At 31.4% G+C, this 21947-nt stretch carries 24 protein-coding genes and 1 other annotated feature (1 of these 25 running past the window's edge); of the genes, 21 read left to right on the top strand and 3 right to left on the bottom strand.

What is annotated here, in order from left to right; translation table 11 throughout:
• Positions 1-219, top strand: a binding site (T-box leader) (it extends 18 nt beyond the left edge of the window).
• A 117-nt stretch (positions 220-336) separates the two neighbouring features.
• The 3 genes from B5E48_RS01430 to B5E48_RS01420 are packed head-to-tail and all read left to right on the top strand — an operon-like array spanning position 337 to position 2972.
• Positions 337-1311: an ABC transporter substrate-binding protein gene (locus B5E48_RS01430; protein ID WP_087303824.1), complete on the top strand. Its 975-nt coding sequence runs from the start codon at positions 337-339 to the stop codon at positions 1309-1311.
• A gap of 15 nt (positions 1312-1326) precedes the next feature.
• Positions 1327-2193, top strand: coding sequence for an ABC transporter permease (locus tag B5E48_RS01425; protein WP_087303823.1), 867 nt, complete (start codon positions 1327-1329; stop codon positions 2191-2193).
• Positions 2187-2972 (top strand): ABC transporter ATP-binding protein, encoded by a 786-nt coding sequence (locus B5E48_RS01420; protein WP_087303822.1) that lies wholly within the window; start codon positions 2187-2189, stop codon positions 2970-2972. Before B5E48_RS01425 ends, B5E48_RS01420 begins: the two co-directional genes overlap by 7 nt.
• Positions 2973-3031: 59 nt before the next feature.
• Here B5E48_RS01420 and B5E48_RS01415 read toward each other — a convergent pair whose 3' ends face one another.
• Positions 3032-3781, bottom strand: a complete 750-nt coding sequence (locus B5E48_RS01415; protein ID WP_087244940.1) for a MurR/RpiR family transcriptional regulator — start codon at positions 3779-3781, stop codon at positions 3032-3034.
• Between the two features lie 106 nt (positions 3782-3887).
• On the opposite strand from B5E48_RS01415, the gene B5E48_RS01410 reads away from it, so the two are divergent.
• The 10 genes from B5E48_RS01410 to trhA (B5E48_RS01365) all read left to right on the top strand — a co-directional run bounded on the left by B5E48_RS01410 (position 3888) and on the right by trhA (B5E48_RS01365) (position 12373).
• Positions 3888-4172: a ParB N-terminal domain-containing protein gene (locus B5E48_RS01410; RefSeq protein ID WP_087244941.1), complete on the top strand. Its 285-nt coding sequence runs from the start codon at positions 3888-3890 to the stop codon at positions 4170-4172.
• On the top strand, positions 4141-4866 hold the full coding sequence (locus tag B5E48_RS01405; RefSeq protein WP_241146901.1) for a 16S rRNA pseudouridine(516) synthase: 726 nt from the start codon (positions 4141-4143) through the stop codon (positions 4864-4866). The genes B5E48_RS01410 and B5E48_RS01405 overlap by 32 nt, the downstream gene beginning before the upstream one ends.
• A 51-nt stretch (positions 4867-4917) precedes the next feature.
• The gene (pepD, locus tag B5E48_RS01400; protein ID WP_087303821.1) at positions 4918-6351 is read left to right on the top strand and encodes a beta-Ala-His dipeptidase; all 1434 of its coding nucleotides are present in this window, start codon (positions 4918-4920) and stop codon (positions 6349-6351) included.
• A 9-nt stretch (positions 6352-6360) separates the two neighbouring features.
• Positions 6361-7488 carry a 23S rRNA (uracil(1939)-C(5))-methyltransferase RlmD gene (gene rlmD, locus B5E48_RS01395; protein ID WP_087303820.1) on the top strand — a complete coding sequence of 376 codons (1128 nt, stop codon included), beginning with the start codon at positions 6361-6363 and terminating at the stop codon, positions 7486-7488.
• 46 nt (positions 7489-7534) lie between these two features.
• Positions 7535-7960, top strand: a complete 426-nt coding sequence (locus B5E48_RS01390) for a hypothetical protein (RefSeq protein WP_087303819.1) — start codon at positions 7535-7537, stop codon at positions 7958-7960.
• A gap of 53 nt (positions 7961-8013) precedes the next feature.
• Positions 8014-8331 (top strand): cupin domain-containing protein, encoded by a 318-nt coding sequence (locus B5E48_RS01385; RefSeq protein WP_087303818.1) that lies wholly within the window; start codon positions 8014-8016, stop codon positions 8329-8331.
• Positions 8332-8582: 251 nt separating this feature from the next.
• On the top strand, positions 8583-9434 hold the full coding sequence (locus tag B5E48_RS01380) for an undecaprenyl-diphosphate phosphatase (RefSeq protein ID WP_087303817.1): 852 nt from the start codon (positions 8583-8585) through the stop codon (positions 9432-9434).
• Between the two features lie 38 nt (positions 9435-9472).
• Positions 9473-9955 carry a GNAT family N-acetyltransferase gene (locus tag B5E48_RS01375; protein WP_087303816.1) on the top strand — a complete coding sequence of 161 codons (483 nt, stop codon included), beginning with the start codon at positions 9473-9475 and terminating at the stop codon, positions 9953-9955.
• Complete coding sequence (locus tag B5E48_RS01370) at positions 9952-11709, top strand: MutS-related protein (RefSeq protein WP_087303815.1); 1758 nt, start codon at positions 9952-9954, stop codon at positions 11707-11709. The genes B5E48_RS01375 and B5E48_RS01370 overlap by 4 nt, the downstream gene beginning before the upstream one ends.
• Before the next feature lie 16 nt (positions 11710-11725).
• Positions 11726-12373, top strand: a complete 648-nt coding sequence (gene trhA, locus B5E48_RS01365) for a PAQR family membrane homeostasis protein TrhA (RefSeq protein ID WP_087244977.1) — start codon at positions 11726-11728, stop codon at positions 12371-12373.
• A gap of 38 nt (positions 12374-12411) precedes the next feature.
• Here trhA (B5E48_RS01365) and B5E48_RS01360 read toward each other — a convergent pair whose 3' ends face one another.
• Positions 12412-12966 (bottom strand): DUF1836 domain-containing protein, encoded by a 555-nt coding sequence (locus B5E48_RS01360; protein ID WP_087303814.1) that lies wholly within the window; start codon positions 12964-12966, stop codon positions 12412-12414.
• A 129-nt stretch (positions 12967-13095) separates the two neighbouring features.
• On the opposite strand from B5E48_RS01360, the gene trhA (B5E48_RS01355) reads away from it, so the two are divergent.
• The 4 genes from trhA (B5E48_RS01355) (at position 13096) to B5E48_RS01340 (ending at position 15691) form a co-directional block, all read left to right on the top strand.
• Entirely contained in the window at positions 13096-13746 is a 651-nt protein-coding gene (gene trhA, locus B5E48_RS01355; RefSeq protein ID WP_087298179.1) for a PAQR family membrane homeostasis protein TrhA, read from the top strand.
• A gap of 72 nt (positions 13747-13818) precedes the next feature.
• The gene (gene lspA / locus B5E48_RS01350) at positions 13819-14325 is read left to right on the top strand and encodes a signal peptidase II (RefSeq protein ID WP_087244963.1); all 507 of its coding nucleotides are present in this window, start codon (positions 13819-13821) and stop codon (positions 14323-14325) included.
• Positions 14301-15221 (top strand): RluA family pseudouridine synthase, encoded by a 921-nt coding sequence (locus B5E48_RS01345; RefSeq protein WP_087298180.1) that lies wholly within the window; start codon positions 14301-14303, stop codon positions 15219-15221. Before lspA ends, B5E48_RS01345 begins: the two co-directional genes overlap by 25 nt.
• Positions 15222-15223: 2 nt before the next feature.
• Positions 15224-15691, top strand: coding sequence for a deoxycytidylate deaminase (locus B5E48_RS01340; RefSeq protein ID WP_087244965.1), 468 nt, complete (start codon positions 15224-15226; stop codon positions 15689-15691).
• 131 nt (positions 15692-15822) lie between these two features.
• Here the strand turns inward: B5E48_RS01340 and rnhC are convergent, their stop codons facing one another.
• Positions 15823-16731: a ribonuclease HIII gene (gene rnhC / locus B5E48_RS01335; RefSeq protein ID WP_087297831.1), complete on the bottom strand. Its 909-nt coding sequence runs from the start codon at positions 16729-16731 to the stop codon at positions 15823-15825.
• A gap of 96 nt (positions 16732-16827) precedes the next feature.
• Here rnhC and B5E48_RS01330 point away from each other — a divergent pair, with 96 nt between their 5' ends.
• From B5E48_RS01330 to B5E48_RS01315, 4 genes are read left to right on the top strand one after another with little or no spacing between them, the layout of a single operon-like run.
• On the top strand, positions 16828-17601 hold the full coding sequence (locus B5E48_RS01330; protein ID WP_087303813.1) for a CvpA family protein: 774 nt from the start codon (positions 16828-16830) through the stop codon (positions 17599-17601).
• Between the two features lie 4 nt (positions 17602-17605).
• On the top strand, positions 17606-19915 hold the full coding sequence (locus B5E48_RS01325; RefSeq protein ID WP_087303812.1) for an endonuclease MutS2: 2310 nt from the start codon (positions 17606-17608) through the stop codon (positions 19913-19915).
• Positions 19915-21687 carry an excinuclease ABC subunit UvrC gene (gene uvrC / locus B5E48_RS01320; protein ID WP_087297828.1) on the top strand — a complete coding sequence of 591 codons (1773 nt, stop codon included), beginning with the start codon at positions 19915-19917 and terminating at the stop codon, positions 21685-21687. The genes B5E48_RS01325 and uvrC overlap by 1 nt, the downstream gene beginning before the upstream one ends.
• A 33-nt stretch (positions 21688-21720) precedes the next feature.
• Positions 21721-21924, top strand: coding sequence for a helix-turn-helix domain-containing protein (locus B5E48_RS01315; RefSeq protein ID WP_087244970.1), 204 nt, complete (start codon positions 21721-21723; stop codon positions 21922-21924).
• The last annotated feature ends 23 nt before the right edge of the window (positions 21925-21947 follow it).

Here is a 21947-nt window from a genome sequence, read left to right as displayed (position 1 = left end):
AGATAAAACTTGAAAATGTACTTAAAGAGAGTCCAGGATGGTGGAAGCTGGATAGTGGCAGTTAAGTAAATGGACCTATGAGGGCAAAGGGGAAAGGTAACGAGTATCCTGCGACGTGAGCTTACGTTACAAAGCAAAAATGTGTTGGCATTTTAATGAGGTGGGTTATTTTTATAACCAATAAAGGTGGTACCGCAGATTATAACATCTGTCCTTTGATGGACAGGTGTTTTTTGTTTATATGCCAATAAGAAAGGAGCTTTCTTATGAAAATGAAACGATGGTGTCTTATTTTCTAGTTAAACATGAATAAAATACAATAAAGGAGATAAGACTATGAAAAAAATTTTAAAAAACGTATTAATAGGAATATGTATATTATCAATGACAATGGGTTGTCAAGGTGATAACTCAACTGTGAAAAAAGTTGCTGTTGTTCAATATATGGAACACACATCATTAAATACAATTAAGGATGCTTTTGATAAGCAAATGGAAGAGTTAGGTTATCAAGATAATCAAAATATTGAATATATTTTTAAAAATGCACAGGGGGATAATAGTATTGCAGCTAGTATTACACAAACATTTGCATCAGAAAATCCCGATGTCGTTGTTGCGATAGCAACTCCTGTTGCTCAGTCAGTTGCATCGCTTTCTTCAACAACACCTGTTGTTTTTGCAGCAGTGAGTGATCCAATTGGAGCTAAACTGACAAGTTCTTTAGAAAAACCAGATAAAAATATAACAGGAACCAGTGATGAGATTCAAGTAGATTTGATTCTTGATAAAGCCCTTGAAATAAATCCGAATTTAAAAACTTTAGGAGTTATTTACAACAAAGGAGAAGCTAATTCAGTAACAAATATTCAAAAAGCTAAAAATTATGCACAAAAGCATGGTTTTGAAATTAAAGAAGCAACTATTACAAATGTTAATGAAGTTCAAAGTGCAATTGATGTTCTTGCAACTCAATGTGATGCTGTTTTTGCTCCTAATGACAATACAATTGCCAGTGCTATGAATGTTGTCAGTCATTCATGTATTCAGTCACAAGTTCCACTTTATGTAGGAGCAGATTCTATGGTACAGGATGGTGGATTTTTAAGCGTTGGGATTGACTATGAAGAATTGGGAAGGGAAACTGCCAATATGGTTGATCAAATTCTTAATGGTTCAAATGTAAGTGATATTCCTGTTAAGGTTTTTAAGGATGATTTAAAGATTTATGTGAATCAGGATGTCATGACACAAATTGATGTTGAATTACCTGAAAACATCATTCAAGATTCTTCATTGGTTATGATGTAGAGGGGTGGTCATGTTATGAATATGATAGTTATTATTGGAGCATTAGAACTTGGTGGTATATTTGCGATTATGTCTTTAGGATTATATTTGAGCTATAAGATTTTAAACTTACCTGATTTAACAGTTGATGGAAGCTTTACATTGGGTTGTGCAGTTAGTGCTGTTTTGACACTTTCTGGGCATCCTTACTTGGCATTATGTGCAGCTTTTATTGCAGGAATGCTGGCTGGTCTTGTGACTGGGCTTTTAACAACAAAGTTGAAAATTGCATCTTTACTTGCAGGAATTTTAACTATGACTGGACTTTATTCTATAAATTTAAAAATTATGAATGATTCACCTAATTTGTCATTGTTCGGTTCTACAACCATATTTACACCATTGACCAATTTCGAACCATATTCACAGTTTTTATTGATTATCATGTTTGTAGCTGTTATTTTTGGAGTTCTTTATTATTTTTTAAAAACACAGCTTGGTTTAGCGCTGCGCGCATGCGGCGATAACGAAGATATGGTTAAAGCTTCATCTATAAATGCTGACTTGATGAAAATTTTAGGTTTATCTTTATCCAATGGACTTGTGGCTTTGTCTGGATCTATATATGCTCAGCATCAATCCTTTGCGGATAGTCAAAGTGGTACAGGAATGATGGTTATTGGTTTAGCAAGTATTATCATTGGAATGGCATTTATAAAAAAAGATCAGATTCATTATCAATTATTAGCAGTTACGATAGGTGCATTTATTTATCGTGGAATTCTCACTTTAGCTTTACAAATGGGGATTCCATCAACAGATTTAAAACTGTTGTCTGCTTTATTAGTTGTATTGGCTTTGATTTTGACAAAATTAAAAATAAGGAGGAAAAAAGTATGTTAGAATTACAGGACATATCAGTTGTTTTTCATCCTGATACAATTCATGAAAAGAAAGCTTTATCACATGTCAATTTACAAATTCAACAAGGGGATTTTGTAACAATTATTGGTAGTAATGGAGCTGGAAAGTCAACATTGTTTCAAACAATAAGTGGAGCGATTCTTCCAGCTCAGGGTCATATTTATTTGAATCATCAAGATATTACAAATTTAAAAGAATACAAACGTTCACGCTTCATCGGTAGACTTTTTCAAAATCCTTTAAAAGGAACAGCACCTACTATGACTATTGAAGAAAATTTAGCATTAGCTGGTTGTCAGGGACATTACTTCAAATTAAAACCAGTTTCTCACTTACAACGCCAACAAATGAAGGAAGCATTGAAAGAGCTGGGATTAGGATTAGAAAAACGTATGGATACAAAGGTTGGTGTTCTTTCTGGAGGACAACGTCAGGCATTGTCTTTATTAATGGCAACATATGCAAAACCACAGCTTTTACTATTAGATGAGCACACTGCTGCTCTTGATCCCCAAACTGCAAAGACAGTCCTAGATTTAACAGCGAATATTGTCAAAAAAAATCAGATGACAACATTAATGATTACTCATAATATGGAAGATGCTATTCAATACGGACAAAAAATCATTATTATGAGTGAAGGGCGAATTCTTGATTTCATTGATGAAAAACGCAAACAAAATTTAACGGTGGAAGACTTGATTCATCTTTATACTCAACATACTCATGATTATCATGATCATATCTTATTACAATAAAAAGTAAGTCAAATGGATAAAATATAAAAAAGGCTGTTTTGAGTAACAGTCTTTTTGTATTATAAGTAATATTGTTGAAAATAGTGTAGACGAATTAAATCACAAATTGTCATAATTTGATAATTAAAATTAATACTATCAAATTTACCAGGAACATAAATAACTTTACAATTTGGTGAAGTTTCTGTTCTCAGATATTTTTTATTTTGGGTAATTAAAATCTGCTGTGCTTTATCAATATGTACATCAGCTTTTGATTTTTTAAATCCTTCTAAGTATCGACCTGTTGCACTAATAACAATGGCCACATCATGTTCATCCATAACAATAGGATCATAACTATGATATTGAATAAAAGGTTTACCAAATGTAATCATATCAGTTTGTAGTTCAATAGCAATAGATATTGGATATAAAGCACCAAATACAACAATTCTTTTGGCACGATAAAGCTTTTGACAAATATCACTTATGATTTTTTGCATTTCATCATCACTACAGTCTTTATCCATTTTTTCAATGAATTCACGACTATCAACACCAATCATTCTGACACGAATTTGATTAAGACGTGTCTGATGATGATTGACTAAGGTTTCCTTAAATTCTTCATATTCTTTAAAGCCTAGTAAGGCAATAAAAGAATATAATTCTTCTTTTTTAAAACATCCTTTTTTTAAAAATTCTTCTTCACTCATATCTTCCATTTCAAGGTAATGAAAAATAATGAATGTACAAATTTTATAATTATAATCATGAAAAAGGGTTCCATTTAAATAGGTTAAAATACGGCTCAATAATATATTCATAAGATACCTCCCTATTCAACATTATATCATGTTTAAATAGAAATAGATAAAGATTTTGCTTTTTTGAAAAAAATGATATAATCAATAAAATAAAGGAGATAACAAAATGCGTATAATGAAAATAGATATATCACAGATAGAATTTAACTATCAAAAATATCCTCAAACACTTTATCAATCAGTTTTAAGAATTGGTTTTTCATTTCCTATTTCTGTCAATCAGGAAAATCAACATTACATTTGTGTGGATGGACATAAACGTTTATCAGCTTTAGCTGATATTTTAAAGGACAATCCACAGTATTCACGTGGCACATTGGTACCTGTTATTATTAAAAATAATGGAAATGTACGTTCCAATGATTGCTGGAGAGGAAGAAATACCCATTAAAAAATATTTATATCTTATCTTAATGAAAAACCAATTGGGCAATGTGAAAGAATGTAAAACATTGATCAAAAAAGGTTATGTGATGATTAATGATCAATGTGTGAAAGATCCACATTACCTTGTTTGTAAAGAGGATAAAATTAGAGTTCAAGGTAAAGTGATTGAGGCAATGCCATTTGTTTATTATATGATCAATAAACCAGTGGGATATATATGTGCTGCGCATGACCAGAAATATCCTTGTCTATTAGAATTAATAGATCGAGATGATTGTTATTGTGTTGGACGTCTGGATAAAGATACAACAGGTTTTGTGTTATTAACTAATGATAAATCTTTATCTAAAAAGCTTCTATTGCCACAGAATCATGTAGAAAAAACATATGAAGTGCAGACAAAATTGCCAATAACGGAAAACTATGTTGAGGCTTTTCAAAAAGGGATGATGATTGATAAGACCTATCAATGTTTACCAGCAGAGCTAGAAATAAAAGATGATTATCATTGCCTCGTTACAATATGTGAAGGAAGATATCATCAAATCAAAAAAATGTTTTTATCAATGTCTAATGAAGTTGTTAGTTTAAAACGAATAGCATTTGCGCATATTGTTTTAGATGAACAATTGAAATATGGACAATATCGTCAACTTAATGAAGATGAAATGAAATTATTGCAGAATGCTTTGGCATAGACATCTGATAGGGAAGTTGATATAATTGTGACAAGATTGGAGGAAAATAGAATGTCAGTATTAGATACAAATATACTTATATATCGTTATTTTGAAGAAATTTCACAAATTCCGCATGGTTCATACCATGAAGAAAAATTGGCGGATTATATTGAAGATTTAGCTAAACAACATCATCTTCGTTATATGCGTGATGACATGCATAATTTGATTGTGTTTAAAGAAGCCAGTCAAGGCTATGAAGATCATGAACCAGTCATGTTGCAGGCACATATAGATATGGTTAATGAAAAGAATAAAGAAAGTCAGCATAATTTTGATACTGATCCATTAAAGCTTTATGTGGAAGATGGTTTTTTACATGCCAATGAGACAACTTTAGGAGCTGATGATGGTTGTGGTGTATGTTATATGTTGGCATTGTTGACAGATAACAGTTTATCTCATCCAGCATTGGAATGTGTCTTTACTGTTCAAGAAGAAGTTGGACTATGTGGAGCAATGGCTTTAGATACAACATCACTTAAAGCTAAACGTTTAATTAATTTAGATAATGAAGCAGAAGGGGAAACTTGTGTGTCATCATCAGGAGGAAATGATGTTTTGATTACCAAAGAAATCACGGGTGAAGATAATCATTCTCCAGTTTATGTTTTGGAAGTGAAAGGTTTAAAAGGAGGACATTCTGGTGGATGTATTCATTTAGGTAGAGGAAATGCTAATAAGATTGCGGGACGCATTTTATATCATTTATTGAAAAATGGGATGGATATTCGTTTGATTGATATTACAGGAGGATTAAAAAACAATGCGATTCCTAGAGAGTGTACAGTTGCTTTTGCAAGTCAGCAATCTTATGAAGAATTAGCACAATATATTGGACAGTACGAAGCAGATATTCGAAAGGAATTAGAAATCAGTGATCCTGAATTTTATGTGGAATTGCATTGTGATGAATGTCATGTCTGTGTGAATGCAAAAGATAGTGAAGCTATGATTTCAATTATGTATTTAGGTTTGAATGGAATGCTGGAAATGTCACAGGCAATTGAACATCTACCAACTTTATCATTGAATATGGGGGTCATACGTACACATGATAATAGCTTTACAATTGATTATTCATTACGTTCACCTTTAAAAAGTTTACGTGATGAGTTATGTCTACAACTGGAAACAATTGCTTTATTATATGGAGCTTCTATTCAGGTATCTAATGATTATCCGGGTTGGGATTATGATCCTCATTCACGCTTTAGAGCACAGTTTAAAGAATTTTATCAAACCTATGCCAATCAGACATTAAAAGAAGAGGCAACACATGGTGGATTAGAAACGGGTATTTTTAAACAAAAAATTCCTGATTTAGATATTATAACTTATGGACCACATATGGAAAATGTTCATACACCTGATGAAAAATTAGATTTGGCTTCTTATTTAAGATGTTATGATTGTTTAGTTGCCTTTTTAGCAACTTTATAGAGGGATTTTATGGATTGTTCAATCAAAAAACAATGTGGCAGCTGTCAATATATTGGAATGGATTATCAAAAACAGTTGCTTATAAAAAAAGAAAAGTGTCAAAAACTATTTCCTCATCATTTCGTTCATGATGTTGCTGGAATGGAAAAACCATATTATTATCGTAATAAAGTCATTGTCGCTTTTAATCAAAAATATGAATATGGTTTATATGAAGAAACATCTCATCGCATTGTACCGATGAAATCATGTTTGTTGCATGATGCTGAAACACATCAAGTTTTATCGACCATACAGAAGATTCTCAAAAAATATCGTGTATCCATATATGATGAAAAGAAAAATAGAGGATTTTTAAGACATGTTTTAATACGTAGGGCAGTCATGACGAATCAGACACTCGTTGTTCTGGTTGGAACAGATCATGTCATGAAGGGAAGTAAAAATTTTTGTCAGGAATTAATAAAAGCCTGTCCATCTGTTCAATCGGTTGTTTTAAATACAAATCGTAGACAAACAAGTGTAGTTTTATCTAAACAAGAAAAAGTGCTATATGGAAAAGGATTTATTGTTGATCAATTATGTGGCTTAACATTTAAAATATCAGCACAATCATTTTACCAGATTAATCATGAACAGTGTACAGTTCTTTATCATCGCATTTTATCGTTATTGAATTTACATCAGGATGATATCATTTTAGATACTTATTGTGGTATTGGAACGATTGGAATGTTTTTGGCTCAATATGTTCAAACTGTTATTGGGGTGGAAATCAACAAAGAAGCTTATAAAGATGCTATTAACAATGCAAAAATGAATCATATTTCAAATATTCATTTTGTTAATGGGGATGCTTCTGAGTTTATGCATCAATTGGCTATTCAAAAACAAAAAGTGGATTGTGTTGTTATGGATCCACCACGTGCTGGGAGTACAAAAACTTTTATTGAAGCAATTCGTACTTTACAGCCTAGACAGGTTGTCTATGTATCATGTGATCCAACAACGCAGGCACGTGATTTGAAAATGTTTGCTAAAATTGGCTATCAAAGTCATGATGTTTATCCAGTTGATATGTTTCCACATACTGAGCATGTTGAGACGGTAGTATTGATGTCAAGAGTAGATAAATAATGCCTAAAAAAGCCTTATTTTAAGCCTTTTCCGGGAGTGTCAGCTTATGACATCTATGTCGAACACCACGAAGAATTGCTCTACCATTGCGGGTAGCTACGATAAAAATGGTCTGCCGGAGGACTTCGCAGATTTTGCGAAAACGGTGTTTGACTTCATTTGTTTCTATGGTTTAGGAGAAATACTTGACCCATCAGTTTATGGCAAAGTAAAACGGCGCAAATCAGAATACATCTTTTGTAGCGTTACTTTTGATGAAGGTTACAAGAGTTATTATTATCTGACAGATGATGATAGCATTGAAATTGGTGACTTCGTGCTTGTGCCTGCAGGTAAGGATAACCATGAGGCGGTTGTAGAGGTAGTGAATATTGAGTATTTCAGTGAAGAAAATGTGCCTCTACCTATTGAAAAAACAAAGAGAATCATCCGTAAGTGTACGGACGAGGATTTCGACCCGCCTGTAGCGTAAGCGGAAAATATGAATTTAGAGAGTTGATGAAACACAAAGGGAGACGGAAAAATATGATTGAACAAATTTTTAAATTAACACAAGGAAATAAAAAAACAGTTGAAAAGGTAATTATTGATGAAAATATACACTATATGCATATGATCTTGAATAAGGGTGAATGTCTGCCAGAGCATTTTTCAAATGCAAAAAGTGTGTATATTACAGTTGTTCGCGGAACATTATCAGCGACTTTGAATGAACAGGAAACACATGAATATCAGGCAGAAACAGTATTAAAAGTTCCATTCCATACAAAAATGAACTTAAAAAATGTTTCTGAAGAAACGCTGGAGTTTATTGTTGTTAAAGCACCGGCGCCAAACTGCTAAATTCCAGTTTTATGGATATGTTTCCACAAACGACTAAACAACGAAAAAGGCTGTGGATATGTTCCCTTGCTCATAAAAATAGCAAGGACATTCAGCCTATCGTATCGAGCCATATTGAAAGTGTCGTACTTTTGAGTCGAAATCTATAGAAAAAGATAGATGAAAATAATTATTTTTATCAAAAAGCATATACAAAAGAGTATATTTCATATATAGTAATACAAGTAGACAATCAATCAGGAGGGTTAATAATGATTGAAATATTAAAAGCGATATTGTTCGGTATTGTAGAAGGTGTGACAGAATGGCTTCCTATCAGCAGTACAGGACATATGATTTTACTTGATGAATTTATTAAATTGGATGTAAGTCCAGAATTTTATAGTTTGTTTCAGGTTGTCATTCAGTTGGGTGCAATTATGGCTGTTGTTATTTTGTTTTGGAATGATTTTTTTCCTTTTGGAAAAAAAGACAATCAATATCCATTAGCTAAAGATGGTTTATTATCTTATGTAAAAGTTGATAAGGTTGTCTTATGGATTAAAATATTAGTAGCCTGTATTCCAGCAGCAGTCGTTGGGGTACTCTTTGATGAACAACTAGAAGCAATGTTCTATAATTATCAGACAGTATCTATAGCATTGATTGTTTTTGGGATTGCGTTTATTGTGATTGAAAATAGAAATGCGCATCAACATAGTCGCATCCATTCATTACGAAATATTACAATTCAGACAGCTTTACTGATTGGTGTATTTCAGCTGATTGCAGCGATTTTCCCTGGAACATCACGTTCAGGTGCAACGATTGTAGGAGCTTTATTATTAGGTGTATCTAGAACCGTTGCAGCTGAGTTTACATTCTTTTTAGCGATTCCAGTTATGTTTGGAGCTTCACTATTAAAGATTGTTAAATTTGGTCTGTCTTTTACAATGCAGGAAGCAACAATTCTTATTGTTGGTATGGTTGTCGCCTTTGTTGTTTCTGTATTTGTTATTAAGTTTTTAATGAGTTATATTAAAAAACATGACTTTAAAGTTTTTGGATGGTATCGTATTGTTTTAGGTATCATAGTTCTTGTATATTTTATGTTTTTAGGATAACACGATTTCTGTCGTGTTTTTCTTTGTATGGAGGAAATATGAAGTATCAGTTAGTGCATTCATGTGATGAAGAACTTTATCAGTTTTATTTGTGTCAAAGAACGTATTTTTCATTGGATGTTCAAGAAATAACTTATGATTATATCAATCAGGATATGTTAGGTCCTGAAGGGTTTGATGAAAGAAATCATTTTCACTATAAAATATATGAACATCAAACAATGATTGCTTATATAGATTATATGCTTGGCTATCGTTTTTCTATGAAACATGATCAGTCGTATTTATGGATTGGTTTGTTTCTAATAGAAGAAAGCTTATGGCATCATCATTATGGTCAAAGAATTATTCAAAGATTATGTCAAAATTATTCTCAATATACGATACAGCTAGCTTGTTTATCTCAAAATAAAAACGGAAAGGCTTTTTGGCAAGCTATGGGCTTTAAAGAAATAGCTCGTTCATATTGGGGTCATGAAGAAGTTGTAATATTTGAAAAACAGTCTATGGAGGTATTATGAGTTTTATTGATTTTGAAAAAGAATATATGAATACAAAAAAAGAGAGTCAATATATTCATCGTTATTGCAATATGTTTGCTGTGTTAAGACTTGTCTTTTTTTGCGTGATGATTGTATTGTTATTATTGGGATATTATTGGCAAAACATTGGCTATGTTTTAGCAGGAATTTTCTTTATTGGATTTATAGTCATGGTTATCATTCATAATCGTTATAAAAAACAAAATCTTTATATCCAATCCCTTTTGAAAACATATAAGCGTCATATTGATAGAAAAGAGGGGAAATGGAAAGAATTCGAAGAGAATGGAGAGGCTTTTTTAAGTGATCAGGACTATAAAAGCCTTGATTTGGATGTTTTAGGTCAAAATTCATTATATCAGATGATTTGTGTAGCATTTACCCAACAAGGGAAAAAGCAATTAGCAGATTATCTGATTCAGGATAGCAGCTATGATCAAATGATGGAACGTCAAAAAGCAGTTAAAGAATTGGCAGATATGCCAGAATTTGTTGTTCGATTAGAAACATTAGGTTCAATGATTCCAGAACAAAAAAAGAATGGCATTGAAAAATGGATGGCATATATTCAAAATCAGTCCATTCCAACATTATTACGATTTCTATTTATTATACCTTTGATTATCTGCTGTAGTTTGATTTGTGTCTGTTTCGGATGGGGGACACCATATAGCCAAGCCATATTGGAAGTAGGAGTCGTTTTACAATTGTGTATTACGTTTTTAAAATATCGTTATCATCAGGAAATGTTTGAACCAATTGCATACTTATCCACAGGTTTGGAAAGTTATGCACAGAGTTATGCACAAATTGTGAACAACTCATTTTCTTCATCTTATCTAAAATCATTACAATCAAATATAACGCATCAAGAGGATGCTATAAAGGCTATTTTACAACTTTCGCGTATAAGTCAAAAGGTTATCTATCGTCAAAATATTTTTGCTTTTCTATTTTTAAATGGTTTAGGATTATTTGATTATTATATTCAATATGAATATGCCAAGTGGCTCAAGCAATATAGTCATGCTGTTCCAAAATGGTTTGAAAGTTTAGCGCATATAGAAGCATTAATGAGCTTGGCAATTTTAAAAGTGGATCAGTTTGATGTTGTCTTGCCCGATATTCAGAAACAGAAAACATTATCATTCCATGATTTGCGTCATCCTTTAATTGATCCTTATCATGTTGTTGGAAATGATTTTGAAATGCAGGAATCTTTATGTGTGATTACAGGTTCTAACATGTCTGGAAAAACAACATTTATGCGAACTATTGCTTTAAATTTAATTTTAACATATGCCGGGGGATTTGTTTTTGCTAAAAATATGAGCTGTTTTCCAATGCATATTATGACCTCGATGCGTGTGAAAGATAATGTGGAAGAAGGTATTTCTACTTTTTATGGAGAACTTTTACATATTAAGGAAATGATTGAATATTCTCATAAGAAACAACCAATGATTTGTTTTATTGATGAGATTTTTAAAGGAACAAACTCTTTGGATCGTATTGCCGGAGCAAAAGCAACGATTGAAAAGTTATCCTTACCTTATGCTTATACTTTTTTAACAACGCATGATTTAGAACTAGGTCAGCTTAAAAAACAGAATTATCATTTTGATGAATACTATGAAGATGAACACATATATTTTGATTATAAAATCAAAAAAGGCATATCAAAATCAAGCAATGGGCAATTCTTATTAAAACAGGTTGGTATTCTTGATTGATAGGGGGTTAATGGAAATGAAAGAAAAAACAATGAAAGATATGTTTAAATTAACTTTTGGCGAAGAGGTTGGAAATGCTGTCAGTCATGGTGTGATGGCTTTACTATGTTTATTATCCTTGCCTTTTGTAGCTGTATATTCATATATTAAAGGTGGAGTTGTTCGTAGTGTAGGTGTTTCTATTTTTGTTATTTGTTTATTTTTAATGTTTTTGATTTCAACAATATATCATAGTATGGCTTATGATTCTAAACAGAAATATGTCTTTAGAAAATTAGATCATATCTGCATCTATTTAGCGATTGCTGGAAGTTATACACCCGTAGCTTTATGTGTCGTTCAAGGCTGGGTTGGTATTTTAATTTTAGTTATTCAATGGTCTGCAGTTTTAGCTGGAATTTTATTGAAAGCTATTGCGAAACGATCTTTTCCCGTTTTATCTACGACTATTTATTTAGTCATGGGATGGATAGCCATTATCTTTATTCCATTTCTTATTCATTCTTCTTTCTGGTTTTTGTTTTTTATTGTTATGGGTGGAATCATGTATTCCGTAGGTGTTTTCTTCTATGCTAAGCATAAAAAATATTTTCATTTTGTCTGGCATTTATTCATTAATTGCGCAAGTATTTTACATTTCATAGCAATTGTTTTTCTCATGTAATAAAAACCCCAGGACAGAGCTTTAGCTTGTCTTTGGGGTTATTTTTCTTCATCTGTTTCATAAAAAGTATCAAGTATTCTTTCGGCAATCATTTTATATTGATTACTTAAAGAACAGATTAATAATAAAATGAAAACAAGTTGGTAAGAGTTATCTAAATCTATGTGTTGATTTTTAATTAAGTTTTGAATAGAAACTGTCACATCATGAGATAACTCTTTTTGTATGTTTAAATAATTATTATAAATGGGTTCAATTTCTTCCATATGATCATGGAAAGGCTGTAAAATCTTTTTGATTTCCTGGATAGAAATAGTATTTTTTAGTGAATAAATAAGTAACATTTGTAAAATATGATTTTTTGTATATTTCTTTCCTTTGATAGGTTTTAATAATCCTTCTTTAGAATAATTATTAATCATTGTTTTGGTTAAAAGCTTATCATCATCATGTCGCTTATTATCAGCAAGATTAATATCAAATAAAGTCATAATCTGATCCATATACAAATCAAGAGAAGGTATATCTTCCGATTTTAAATGACTCATGTTTTCAATCTGATCTAAAATCATATCTAATTTTTCATTGTTCATAAACTCACCTCATAAATAACTATACATGAATTTATACAAAATAACAATATCTCGTTGACAAATGATTAAAATAAAATATAATAGATGTATAAAGTAGTATTAAATACTACATATAAAGGAGTTGATATTGTGAGAAAGTTGTTTCAGAAAGCTATGGATCCTATTAGCAGTGAAACTCATTTTATAGGGGCATGCTTATCTTTCATTGGTTTATTGATTATGATTTTTATTGGAATACAGAAAGATACGTCACCGGCTGTTTTATGTGCTGGAATCATTTTTGGCATATCATTGATTGCTTTATATAGTGCCAGTTCAATTTATCATTTTTTTAGTGGCAGTCAAAGAATAAAAACGATTTTAAGAAAATTAGATCATTCAATGATCTATGTATTAATAGTTGGAACTTATACTCCAGTTGTTATTGCATGTATGCCTGCGCCTCATTCATATTATTTTCTTGCTGTTTTGTGGAGTGTTGCTATTATTGGAATTATTTTAAAAATCTGTTGGTTAAATGCACCTCGTGCAGTTGCAACAGCTATTTATTTGATTTTAGGATGGTCTATCTTATTTGATTTTCAATCATTTAGAGGTATTCCTTTACCTTGTTTGTTCTTAATTGCCTGTGGTGGTATTGCATATTCTATTGGTGCTTTTATTTATATTTTTAAAAAACCTAATTTAACGAAAGATTTTGGCTTTCATGAACTTTTCCATATATTTGTCATTATGGGTTCAGTATTTCATTATCTGGCAATTGTTATTTTTATTTTATAAAAAGCATATCTATGCTTTTTTTCTTTGCTTTATATGTCATTTTTGCTTATAATAGGAACTGGTGATAAAAGAATGAAAAAATTAAAATTAACATATCAGACTATGATATTATATGTTTTGACCTTTTTGGTCATTGTTATTGGAGATCAGGTGACAAAAATCATTGTTGATCATACATTATCTCTAGGAGGTAGTTATTCCATTATAGATAATTTCTTTTATTTTACATATACACATAATACAGGGGCAGCCTGGGGAATGTTGGCAGGTAAAATAAATCTATTCGTGATTGTATGGATAGTTGCTGCGATTGGAATTGTTTATTATTTTATCAAATCTGAACCCTATCAAAAATTGACACGTTTTGGATTGGTACTTGTTTTTGGGGGATCAATTGGCAATTTAATTGATCGTATTGCCTTTGGATATGTAAGAGATTTTATTGATTTTATTATTTTTGGATATAATTTTCCTATTTTTAATGTTGCTGATATGGCGATTACTATTGGTATGGCGTTAGTCATCTTAGAAATATGTATAGAGGAGTATAAAGCATGGAAACTATCAAAATCACAGTAGATGAAGAACATAAAGGTCAAAGGCTGGATAAATTGTTGTCTGGTTATTTGAAAGATATGTCAAGAACACAGATTCAACAATTAATTCGTCAACAAAATGTGACTGTGAATGATGTCATTGTTAAATCAAGTTATAAAGCCGAAATAGGAGATATTTGTTGTGTATCTATTCCTGAACCAGAAAATACAGATATATTACCAGAGAATATTCCACTTGATATTGTTTATGAAGATCAGGACGTTATTGTGGTCAACAAACCAAGTGGTATGATTGTTCATCCATCAGCAGGTATTTATTCAGGAACTCTTGTGAATGCTTTATTATATCATTGTCAAGATTTATCAGGTATTAATGGCGTGATGCGACCAGGTATTGTTCATCGTATTGATAAGGAAACAAGTGGTTTATTAATGGTTGCAAAAAATGATTTGGCACATCAAAGTTTAAGTGAGCAGTTACAGGAGCATACAGTTACAAGACGTTACTATGCGTTGGTTCATGGTTTGATTCCTCATGAGTTCGGACGAATTGAAGCACCTATTGGACGTGATCCTCGTGATCGCCAGAAAATGACTTGTACTGATAAAAATGCCAAGGAAGCAATCACAAATTTTAAAGTGATTGAACGTTTTCGTGATATGAGTTTGGTTGAATGTCGTTTAGAAACTGGACGTACACATCAAATTCGTGTTCATATGCAATATATTGGACATCCTGTATATGGTGATCCACAATATGGACTTAGACGTGATGATACAAGTCATGGTCAATATTTACATGCTAAAATTTTAGGATTTATTCATCCGCGAACACATGAAGAATTATATTTTGAAAGTGAGTTACCAGATTTCTTTTTAAATAAACTTTCACAACTAAGAGAAGAAATGGGGGAATAAAAATGTCTAAAGTGATTAGTTGGGATCAGTATTTTATGGGAATTGCAAAATTATCAGCATATCGTTCAAAAGATCCTAATACACAAGTGGGGGCTTGTATTGTGAGTCCTGAAAATAAAATCGTAGGTGTTGGATATAATGGATTGCCTTGGGGATGTGAGGATACGGAATTTCCTTGGAACAGTCGAGAAGGGGATATGTATGATACAAAATATCCATATGTTGTTCATGCTGAGTTGAATGCAATTTTAAATAGTATTCAAAATCTCAAGGGATGTCGTATCTATGTATCATTATTTCCTTGTCATGAATGTGTGAAAGCTATTATTCAAAGTGGTATTCAAAAGATTATTTACGAAGATGATAAATATAATGATACACCTAGTGATCGTGCTGCAAAGCGTATGCTGGATGCTGCAGGTGTTGCCTATCAAAAAATGCAACGCTTCGATATAGAGATTAAAGATTAATAAAAAAGCTGAGTTATATTGTTTTTAATCATTCCAATATAGCTCAGTTTTTATATTTTATAAACTTATTCAAAATTGGTTTTATAAAATATCAAAAGGTCATAATAAAAAAGAATGGTTCATTTCCATTCTTACTGTTCTTTCAATAATGCCTTAACACGTTTTGTGTTTGTAAAATTGAGTTTGACAACTTTTGTTAAAATATTTTCGCCATATTTAGCAGCAATCTTTGCAGCAACAACATCAACTTGAGAACTTGATCCACGGATTAAATTCATTTTTAAACTCTTTGTCATATTTGCAAAATACTGTAAATATGCATATCTTGATAAAATTTCCGCAGCTAATACAGCCATGTATTTTTGTTCGGCATCTGAAACAAACATTAAATCTTTTACAACAATAACTTCATTTTTCAGATAATTAAAATATGTTTTTGGAGAAACAAATTGATTGATCACTTTTACCTTTACATTTTGTTTGACTTTCTGCATAACATTCACAGTTGCCTGATTGTAGAGTTTTGATTTAATATTAGCTTGATTAAAACCATCACTTACCATTTTATTATAATGTGAGTTATCTAAAATTAATAAACTATAAATAAGCTTGTCTTTAATGAGCTTTGCACATTGAATAATTTCACGATTACTTAAAGTTGTTATATCATCAATTTTGAGCTCTTTTAATAACTCAATATCTTTTTCGTGTACATAACATGATACAACACAAATTGGACCTAAATAATCAGTAGAACCTGTTTCAGCACATCCAATATGATGATACGGAAAAATATCTTCAATGTTCGTTGTCATATTAGCTAATTGTTTCGCTATTTTCTTAGACCAATGTTTGGCTTCCTGAAAAGCATTAGCACCCGAAAACTCAACTGTATGATTATCTTTAGCGATAATATCGCAACCAATAGCATGTGCTTTAAATATAAGGTTTGTGTCATCAACTGGAACCATTTGACTATCATAATATTTTTTCATTTTCTCCAATGTAATTTGTTCAACTTTTAAAATAATTGGTTCCACGTTAATCACCTCATTATTATTTTAACATAATTTTGTTAATTTTGACAGAACATTTTTCAAATGTTATAATATCGGCGTTTATAAGGAGGGTTTTTCTTGGATTTTTTTTCAATAGACATCATTTGTGTCATATTTTTAGTGATAACTGCAATTATTGGGTATAAAAAAGGATTCATTATTCAGCTTTATGATATTGTATCTTTTTTATTCGTTTTATTGTTGGTCTATTTTTTAAGTGATCCATTATCATCAATATGGACAATTTATCAATATGACAGCCATGATTTTATTGCTTCACTAATAGGTTCTACAATTAATCGTATAGTCGTTGGTTTCATCCTATTTATTGTTTTCATGATCATAAAAAAAATCATAGGAGTTTTGGTAAAACCACTATTAAAAGGTATTATGCATACTTTTTCTTTAACTGCTTTTGCAGATCGTTTATTAGGTTTATGTTGTCATGTGGTTGAAGGAATATTGATTATTTATATCTGTCTGGTTTTTCTTTTCATTACATTTGTAGCTAATGGAAAAGAAATGATTCAAAATTCCTATATCGCAAATGCCATTGTCGATATGATTCCCGATGTCACTCAAACCGTTATGAATATGAGTGATCTTATGCAAGATAATAATAGTCTGGATACTTATTCAAAAGAATTTATCGCTGAATTTACATTGAATGCCATGAATGCTCATTTTATCAATGAACAAGATGCACTTCAATTATTTGAAGATTATGTATTTCATCAAAATCAGACCATTCAGTTGAATCCTTCACAAATTCAGCAGTTAACACAATTATTAGAAGATTCAAACTATTCAACACAACAGATTCAAGACGTTCTATCTCAAGTAAAGGGGTGATAAAATGAAGAATATATATGAAACATTAGAAATGAACATCATTCAAGAAAAAATTATGCGTTTTTGTGCTTCATCATTAGGGAAACAAGAAGTTCAAAAATTACAGATATTTGATGATGAAGATGATGTTAATGAGGCATTAGATAAAGTTGATGAAGCCATGAAATTTATTGATCGACAAGGAAGATTACCATTAGGTGGACTTAGTGATATTTCTTTGAGTTTAAAAAAAGCCAATAGAGATGGTCAATTAACAGGTGAAGAATTGTTACATGTCCAAACTCATCTGGAATGTGTTGTTAATGTCCAAAATTATTTTGATAATAGCGAAATAACAGCTCATTTTTTAAATGAACTTAACACTGGTTTAGTAGCTCAACCCCGTTTATTAGAGGAAATAAGAAGATGTATAACTCCAGATGGTCAAGTCGATGATCATGCCAGTCCTAAGCTTTTTCATATTCGTCAACAGATAAGGCATACTCAGTCACAAATCCGTACAAGAATGGAACATCTTGTGAAGGAAAGTCAGGATTATTTATCTATTGATCAAATGACATCAAGAAATAATCGGCTGGTATTGCCAGTTCAGTCGCATCATAAAAATCAGATTCAAGGACTTATTCATGCTCAAAGTGCGACCGGGCAAACTGTTTATATTGAACCAGCAGAAGTTGTAAGTATGAACAATCAGATCAGTTTATACGAGGCTCAAGAAAAGGAAGAAATGGAACGTATTCTTTTTCATCTTTCTCAACTTGTTAAAAATCATTATTATCACTTTCATTTCAACTTAGAGATTCTTACTGAATTAGATTTTATTTTTGCTAAAGCACAGTTTGGTGTGCTTTATCATTGTTGTCGACCAACGATCCAAAAAGATGGCAATGTTTTGTCTTTTTTAGAAGCACGTCATCCATGTATTGATCAAGAAAAAGTGATTGCGAATGACATTATATTAAAACAGCATCGTATTTTATTAATCACTGGAAGTAATACTGGTGGAAAAACAGTGACATTAAAAACAGCTGGTTTATTATCGTTTATGGCGTTATGTGGACTACCAGTCCCAGCTCGTGAAGCTGTTATTCCTTTATTTGATCAGATATATGTCGATTTGGGGGATGAACAGTCTATTGAGCAGTCACTTTCAACATTTTCTAGTCATATGATGAAAATTATAGATGTTTTACATCATGCAACTGCATCAAGTTTAGTTATATTAGATGAAATTGGATCTGGAACTGATCCTCAAGAAGGAGAAAGTCTGGCTGAAGCTATTTTATCACGTTTTGTAGATATGAAATCTTTTGTTTTAGCCACTACCCATTATGGTCGACTCAAAACATTTGCTAAAGAGCATCCAGAGATATTGATGGCGGCCGTTGCTTTTGATGTGGAGTCAATGAAACCAACATATCATTTGAAATTGGACAGTGTTGGACAATCATATGCTATTGAAATTGCAGAACTTTTAGGTTTAGACAAAAACATTGTTCAAAATGCACGAAATATTAAAAATGAATCCATGTCTGAACATGAAAGATTAATGGAAACACTGCAAATGAAAGAGGATATTTTAGAACAAAAGGAAAAACAACTTATTGAATCTCAAGAAGAAGTTCAAATCTTACAAAACAAATATGAAAAACAGTTACGTCAGATAGAAAATCAAAAAGATCAAATGATTCAAAAAGCTAAAGACGAGGCTAATGCAATTATTGATAAAGCCAAAACAGAAGTTCAGGATATGATGAACATTATGAAACAATCGACATTAAAACCTCATGAAATGAATCAAATACGTCATGATTTAGATCAAATGAAATATGTTAATCAGGAGGTTGTTCATAAACAGGATCATCAATTGCATATTGGAGATCATGTTCGTGTGTTGAAGATGAACAGAGAAGGGGATATTGTGGAAGTTTTAAAGAATCATATGGTTATGGTTTCTATATCTGGACTCACTGTTAAATTACATGAAGATGAAGTGCTTTATTTACATCCTCAAACAAAAGTGAAAAAAGTTGAAAAAGCAAAAATAAAGAAATCAACCGTTTCTAAAACAGGAAATTATGAAATCAATATTATTGGCAAAAGATATGAAGAGGCAATGGCATTGGTTGATAAATTCTTGGATGATGCTTTGGTGATGGGATATCCGCATGTCCGTATTGTACATGGAATGGGAACTGGTGCACTTCGAAAAGGAGTAAGGAAAATTTTAGATAAGAACAAACACGTTGTATCATATCGAGATGGTGGACCTAATGAAGGTGGATTAGGGGCTACACTGGTATATTTTGAATAATGAATGATCTTATTAGAAATAAGCTCTCTTTATTACCTGCATCACCAGGATGTTATTTAATGAAAAATAAAGAGGGAACTGTGATTTATGTTGGTAAAGCTAAAAAATTAAAAAATCGTGTTCATTCTTATTTTGTTGGTGTTCATAATTATAAAACGACAAAACTGGTAAGTGAAATTGAGGATTTTGATTATATTGTAACTGATAGTGAAAAAGAAGCACTGCTTTTAGAAATTAATCTGATTAAAGATTATACCCCTCAATATAATATAATGTTTATGGATAATACCTATTATCCATATATTCAAATGACAAATGAAACACATCCTCGCTTACGTATTGTTAGAAATGCCAAAGAAAAAAAAGCCAAACATTTTGGCCCATTTCCAGATGCTACTGCAGCTAGAGAAACTTTTAAATTATTAAATCGTTTATATCCTCTTAGAAAATGTAATCATATTCCTAAAAAACCTTGTCTTTATTATTCATTGGGACAATGTCTGGCGCCATGTATTCAAGATGTTGATGAGAATATATATGTTGATATTAAAAAATCTATTACTAAACTTCTTAATGGGGATATCAAAGAAAAAGTTAATGAGTTAACTGAAAAAATGATGAAGGCTAGTGAGGAATTGAATTTTGAGCAAGCTAAAGAATATCGTGATTTAATTTCACATATTCGTTATGTGACAGCTAAACAGCATGTTCAATTTAATGATCAGATTGATCGTGATATTTTAGGATATTATGTTGATCATGGTTATTTAAGCATCCAGTTATTTTTTATGCGTCACGGTAAACTGTTATCACGTGATTTGAATTTAATACCTATTGAAGATCATGTTCAAGAGAGTTTGCAGCAATTTATGGTTTCGTTTTATCAAAATAATACCTTACCAAAGGAAATTCTTGTTCCTATGGATATGGATATAGATTTGCTTTCACAAATTATTGAATGTAAAATTCTAAAACCTCAAAAAGGTAATAAGGCTTCTCTTGTTCAAATGGCGATTGAAAATGCTAAAGAATCATTAGAAAAGAAATTCCAATTAATGGAAAAAAATGAAGCGGCGACTTTAGGTGCTATCCAACAGTTAGGTGAACTTTTGCATATGAAAACACCTCATATTATTGAATTGTTTGATAATTCTAATATTCAGGGTGCTTATGCAGTTGCTGGAATGGTTTGTTTTAAAGATGGCGTTCCTTCTAAAAAGGATTATCGTAAATTTAAAATCAAAACTGTTGATGGACCAGATGATTATGGAAGTATGCGAGAAGTGATTTATCGTAGATATTACCGTGTCTTGATGGAAAATCTGACACCTCCTGATATGATTATTGTAGATGGTGGATTAGGACAAATTCATGCGGCTAAAGAAGTTATTGATTCATTAGCAATGAATATACCTGTTTATGGGTTAGCTAAAGATGATAAACATTCGACGGCCATGTTGTTGGACCAGGATGGGCAGCCAATACCTATTCATCCAAAAAGTGAACTTTTCTTTTTATTGACACGTATGCAAGATGAAGTTCACCGTTATGCTATTAGTTTTCATAAAAATGTACGTTCTAAATCTTTATTTGCTTCTACGTTAGATGATATTGAAGGAATCGGACCAAAACGTAAGCAACAATTGTTGCATCATTTTAAAAGTGTAAAACGAATGAGAGAAGCAACTATAGAAGAACTTCAGGAAGTTTTACCCGAAAAAGTTGCGAAAGAACTTTTTCAATCTTTGCATACAAATGAGCACAGCTCATAACCTTTACTCATATATTAATGTGGGAGGGTTATGATGCATTCCTTATTGACAAAGCGTGAAAAAGAGATATTTACACTCTTGATACAATCTTATACAACAAAAGAAATTGCAAAACAATTATATATTAGTGAAAAGACAGTTCGTAATCATATTTCCAACGTGATTCAAAAACTAGGTGTTGAATCTCGTATCCAGGCTGTCTTGGAACTTATTAAAATGAAAGAAATTGATCTTTAGAAATCAATTTCTTTTCTTTAAAA

Source organism: Massilimicrobiota sp. An105 (genome assembly GCF_002161155.1).
GTDB classification, from domain to species: Bacteria; Bacillota_I; Bacilli_A; order Erysipelotrichales; family Coprobacillaceae; genus Allocoprobacillus; species Allocoprobacillus merdigallinarum.
This window is presented reverse-complemented; position numbering and strand designations above follow the sequence as displayed.